Origin of the sequence: uncultured Enterococcus sp. (assembly GCF_913775425.1) — a bacterium.
Classification (GTDB): domain Bacteria; phylum Bacillota; class Bacilli; order Lactobacillales; family Enterococcaceae; genus Enterococcus_G.
The window spans coordinates 1-4,708 of the sequence record NZ_CAJYIS010000060.1; the positions used below are offsets into that span (position 1 = coordinate 1).

6 protein-coding genes and 1 other RNA gene are annotated in these 4,708 nt (G+C 37.4%); 4 read left to right on the forward strand and 3 right to left on the reverse strand.

All coding sequences use genetic code 11. From position 1 onward, the window contains the following. The 3 genes from ssrA to QZ413_RS06700 form a co-directional block, all read left to right on the forward strand. Nucleotides 1-198, forward strand: a transfer-messenger RNA (tmRNA) gene (ssrA, locus tag QZ413_RS06690); the annotation flags it as partial. A gap of 104 nt (nucleotides 199-302) precedes the next feature. Further along, nucleotides 303-551 (forward strand): hypothetical protein, encoded by a 249-nt coding sequence (locus QZ413_RS06695; RefSeq protein ID WP_297077769.1) that lies wholly within the window; start codon nucleotides 303-305, stop codon nucleotides 549-551. A 302-nt stretch (nucleotides 552-853) separates the two neighbouring features. After that, nucleotides 854-1,774 carry a LysR family transcriptional regulator gene (locus tag QZ413_RS06700; protein WP_297077771.1) on the forward strand — a complete coding sequence of 307 codons (921 nt, stop codon included), beginning with the start codon at nucleotides 854-856 and terminating at the stop codon, nucleotides 1,772-1,774. Nucleotides 1,775-1,993: 219 nt separating this feature from the next. Here QZ413_RS06700 and QZ413_RS06705 read toward each other — a convergent pair whose 3' ends face one another. From QZ413_RS06705 to QZ413_RS06715, 3 genes are all read right to left on the reverse strand, one after another. After that, nucleotides 1,994-2,464 (reverse strand): GAF domain-containing protein, encoded by a 471-nt coding sequence (locus QZ413_RS06705; RefSeq protein ID WP_297077773.1) that lies wholly within the window; start codon nucleotides 2,462-2,464, stop codon nucleotides 1,994-1,996. 75 nt (nucleotides 2,465-2,539) lie between these two features. Continuing rightward, nucleotides 2,540-3,118, reverse strand: a complete 579-nt coding sequence (locus QZ413_RS06710) for a GNAT family N-acetyltransferase (protein WP_297077775.1) — start codon at nucleotides 3,116-3,118, stop codon at nucleotides 2,540-2,542. 61 nt (nucleotides 3,119-3,179) lie between these two features. Continuing rightward, complete coding sequence (locus tag QZ413_RS06715; RefSeq protein WP_297077776.1) at nucleotides 3,180-3,734, reverse strand: DapH/DapD/GlmU-related protein; 555 nt, start codon at nucleotides 3,732-3,734, stop codon at nucleotides 3,180-3,182. Nucleotides 3,735-3,849: 115 nt separating this feature from the next. On the opposite strand from QZ413_RS06715, the gene QZ413_RS06720 reads away from it, so the two are divergent. After that, entirely contained in the window at nucleotides 3,850-4,176 is a 327-nt protein-coding gene (locus tag QZ413_RS06720) for a hypothetical protein (RefSeq protein WP_297077778.1), read from the forward strand. The last annotated feature ends 532 nt before the right edge of the window (nucleotides 4,177-4,708 follow it).

Consider the following 4,708-nt stretch of genomic DNA (forward strand, 5'->3'; position numbering starts at 1 on the left):
CGGGTCAGGGTCCTAACTTAAGTGGGATACGTTTGATTTTTCCGTCTGTAAAATCAAAAAGAGCTCATCAGACTAGCAATACAAACTGCCTGTCGTTCGGCAAGTTGTAACGCGAAACCTTAAATGAATCGACTATGAGCGTAGATTTTTAGGTAGCAATATGTTTGGACGCGGGTTCGACTCCCGCCGCCTCCATTATTTAATGGTCGCAAAAAGCCTTCCACTAGTTTGGAAGGCTTTTTTATTTTAGATAGGATTCTATTCTGAACCATGTTATCCTTTTATTAAGGAGGAATGTATACATGTTAGGGTTAACTATCGTAGATAATCAAATGCTTTATTTGGGGATTGGAATCGAACTATTGACCGCACTAGCTATAGGACTGTTACTATGGGCGATGATTCGAGTTGGTTTCGGTCGTAAAAAAACGTATTCTTTTGAAAAGAAAAAGCCAGTATTTTTTATCCTATTCATTGTATTGGTTATTTTAATACTTTTATTTATTTTGAACTGGAGTGGATACATTACTCATTCCATTTTACAATTTTAAGCAAAATATCTCCAACTTATATAGTTTAGCATGCCCATCCTAGTCTAAACGCTCATTTTTTTCAGTGTTTTGCTATTTTTTTTGGACGTGATTTTTCTGGAAAATTTGTTATTCTATATACATAAGAAGTCTCCCCAACTTCCTGTAGTGAAAAACTTTTTTTCCAAACATCTCTAGTTTTTATTCTCTACTCGACCTAGATGAGCTCCCCTCTTCTAGGTTTTTTTATGGTTGCATTCTTATTCAAAAAAAATTACAATCAGTATAATTCACTTGCACAGCTGTGCCTAAAGGAGTCTAATATGCGCATACAACAACTGCTCTATCTAGAAAAAATCATTGAAAAAGGCTCCATTAACGAAGCAGCAAAAGAGCTATTTTTGACTCAGCCCAGCTTATCGACTGCCATCAAAGAGTTAGAACAAGAATTGGGCATCCAATTACTTTTAAGAAGCAAACATGGTGTTACCCCCACACTTGATGGTCGAGAATTTTTGATTTACAGTCGTCAAGTACTAGATCAAGTTCAATTATTAGAAGAGCGGTATAAAAATCAACGTCCTAGAAAACAAACCTTTTCTGTTTCCGCACAGCACTATGCGTTTGTTGTACATGCATTTGTCGAATTAGTCCGCACTGTCACGACCGATGAATATCAACTCACACTACGTGAAACCGAAACGGAAAATATTTTTGAAGACCTCGCTACATTTAAAAGCGAACTAGGTATTTTATATTTAAACTCATTTAATCAACAAGTAATGAAAAAATTATTCAAAGAAAAACAATTACAATTTACACCATTGTTCGAAGCAAAACCACACGTTTTCGTTAGTCGGACGAATCCATTAACGAAAAAAGAGCGTCTAACCCTCGAGGATTTAGAAGACTATCCTTATTTAAGTTATGAACAAGGTGAAACCAATTCTTTTTACTTTTCCGAAGAGATCTTGAGCACGTGGAATCGCAAAAAAGAGATCAAAGTCAGTGATCGCGCGACGATTTTTAATTTGATGGTCGGACTTGACGGCTATACGATCAGTTCCGGGATCATCAGTAGCGAATTGAATGACGATAAAATTATGGCGATCCCACTAGATCATGAAGATACGATCACGATTGGTTGGTTAAAACATCAGCAACGCGAATTGAGTCCAATGGCCACGGTTTATCTTGAAATGTTAACAAAACATATTGAAAACTATGGTTTTGCCATACTTTAGCAATATTTGTTTTATTTCTTTTTACAACTGTAATCTAGTCGAAACGCCTGTAATACCAACTTGTGCTATCCTTTTTTTAAGGAGGCGATCCGTGTGGAAGATATCTTTTTTATCCCATTTGATTGGTTGTACCAAGTGATTTCAAAACAACAATAAAGCCCTTATTTTCATCTGTATATACAAAAAACCAGCCGATAATTTGGCTGGTTTTTTTCGTCATTATGCTTGATAACTTGCGACTAAAATCTCGACAAATTTTTCTAGGTATTCTTGATCGATGGCATCATAACTACCAATCTCACTACTATCGATATCTAGTACACCTAATAATTGGCCGTCTTTGGTCATTGGTACTACGATTTCAGACATCGCAGCAGAGTCACATGAAATATAGTTCTCGTGTGTTTTAACATTTTCGACAATCATCGTTTCGTTCTTTTCTGCAGACTCACCACACACGCCTTTACCCATTGCAATACGCGTACATGATACTTTCCCTTGAAATGGACCTAAAATCAATTCATTTCCATCGAATACATAATAACCAGCAAAGACTGTCGTAGGTAATGTTTCATTTAATAAAGCAGAAGAATTCGCTAGATTTGCAATCCAATTGCTTTCGATTTCTAGCAATCCTTTAAATTGTAATAACATTAATTCATATGCGTCTTTTTTCTTTTTTTGATCCATGGTATCACCAATCCTCTCACTAGCCCTTATTATACGCAAAGAGGCAAAAGAATAGCAATCCATTGAACCAAAAAATTAGGGTTGCTCCACGCTTGCAAAATAGTCTTCTTTGGTCAAATGGTAGTATGCATCATCGACTGGACGAAGTGGATCTTTATTGTCTATTCGGTGATAAGGCAATACACCGAGATACTGTAGACCAGATTTTTCCATCACACGACCAGAAGCGGGATTGCGTAAGTCATGCATGGCACACAGATAATTAAAGCCGATCTGTTCAAATCCTACTGTGATCAAGGTGCGACAAGCTTCTGTCATATAGCCTTTGCCCCAGTAATCTTTATGCAAGGTATAGCCTAGTTCAGCGGATTTTATTGCTTCATTGATGCTATGGTAGTCAATGGTTCCGATCATTTGATTCGTTTCCTTTTCTACGATCGCATACTTTCCTAAGGGTTCTTTTAAAAAATAAAATGCAAGATCATGTTTGGTTTGCGCCAAATCTTTATGCGTGCTAAATACAAAATATGTCGTATCAGGATCTGAAGCATATTGATTCATCGCTTGCGCATCTTCTAATTCTACTGGACGCAAGACTAATCGTTCAGACTCGATCACGCGATTCTCATGTAATTTTTCATACAATTGATTCATTTGTTCACCCACTTTTCGAGATTTCTACTAGTGTAGCGAATTTTACGCAAAATGACAAGGACTAATGGATTTTTTTGATGCTTCGAGCAGGTGTACCTGCAACGACAGTATATGCGGGTACATCTTTCGTCACTGTCGAGTCTGCAGCAACTACTGCCCCTTCTCCTACCGTCACACCAGGTAAGATCGTAACATTAGCACCGATCCACGCTCCCTTTTTGATGACAACAGGTTTCACTTCAAGCCCTCGACGTCTTTTAGGATCTACCAGATGGTTGACTGTAATAATACGAGACATCGGTCCGATCAATACATCTTCTTCGATCGTAATACCGCCTAAATCTACAAATGTAACGTTTTGATTCAAAAATACACGTTCCCCTATTGTAATATGCTTCCCAAAATCGGTATAAAATGGCAATGAAATCACTGTACTTTCCGGAATGGATCGCCCTGTGATTTCACCTAGACGTTTACGCACTTGTTCTGGTGTATGATAAGCCGTATTTAGTTCTACGACCAAACGTTCATTTTCTCCTTTTACTTGATGAATCTCATCGTATAATAACGATCCTAGTTCTATTTCTTGATTTTGAATACGCTCTAAAAGTGACATTGCCGCTCTTCCTCTCATTCTTGTTTTCTTTAGTATAATTCGCTACAATAAAAGAATAAAGCGCTTGTTTACTATAGCCGTTATACGTCAAAGGCATCGCAAAAGGAGGATTACGATGGGAAAACGATATATTGTAACAGAAGATACGGGTTGTGGATGTGGCTGCGGTGGCTGTATGAATTTTATTTTAGTCCTAATTGTCATCAGTATCCTCGCCTCGATCGCGCCTTACTTGATTGTAGTTGCTTTGGTTATTTTACTCATTTGGTTATTTGTAGGTTATCCTAAACGCAAACAGAAAAAAATGGAACAACGTGAAGATGCTGAACTTGCTGCCCGTGAACGTGATCTAGAGCGCGCTGAAAAGCGCCGTGCACTTGCCGAACGCGAACGCCAATTTAAGCAACAAAAAGAACAAGAAGACGATTGGGATGATTTTTAAGAATCCTAGTGAAAAGTAAATATGAAAAAAGTCTGGCTTCATATGGGAAGTCAGACTTTTTTAACGAAATGAATTGTTTAAAACAACATAGCTCTAAAACGCCAATTCTTTAATTGTCTTCTTCAATAGAGTTTTAGAAGCATTCAAAACAACGTAGCTCTAAAACCTGCGAACCCAAGTATAGTCGCGGTAGTCGGTTTTGGAAGCATTTAAAACAACATTGCTCTAAAACGATGTCACTGAGATCATTATTCGATTTGTAGTTTTGGAAGCATTCAAAACAACATAGCTCTAAAACTAATGCCCACGATCTTGCTTGCATGCTTGGGTTTTGGAAGCATTCAAAACAACATAGCTCTAAAACCGATTGCCACGTTCATCTTTATTCGTTAGTGTTTTGGAAGCATTCAAAACAACATAGCTCTAAAACACCTTTCCTAAAGGGTATGCATATATTTTAGTTTTGGAAGCATTCAAAACAACATAGCTCTAAAACTTCATACATTTATCAAGACGGAAATTGGAAGTTTTG

What these genes read in the sequence shown, in the direction of transcription:
- QZ413_RS06695 (WP_297077769.1), top strand. Translation starts at nt 303, where the DNA reads ATGTTAGGGTTAACTATCGTAGATAATCAAATGCTTTATTTGGGGATT.
- QZ413_RS06700 (WP_297077771.1), top strand. Translation starts at nt 854, where the DNA reads ATGCGCATACAACAACTGCTCTATCTAGAAAAAATCATTGAAAAAGGC.
- QZ413_RS06705 (WP_297077773.1), bottom strand. Translation starts at nt 2,464, where the DNA reads ATGGATCAAAAAAAGAAAAAAGACGCATATGAATTAATGTTATTACAA.
- QZ413_RS06710 (WP_297077775.1), bottom strand. Translation starts at nt 3,118, where the DNA reads ATGAATCAATTGTATGAAAAATTACATGAGAATCGCGTGATCGAGTCT.
- QZ413_RS06715 (WP_297077776.1), bottom strand. Translation starts at nt 3,734, where the DNA reads ATGTCACTTTTAGAGCGTATTCAAAATCAAGAAATAGAACTAGGATCG.
- QZ413_RS06720 (WP_297077778.1), top strand. Translation starts at nt 3,850, where the DNA reads ATGGGAAAACGATATATTGTAACAGAAGATACGGGTTGTGGATGTGGC.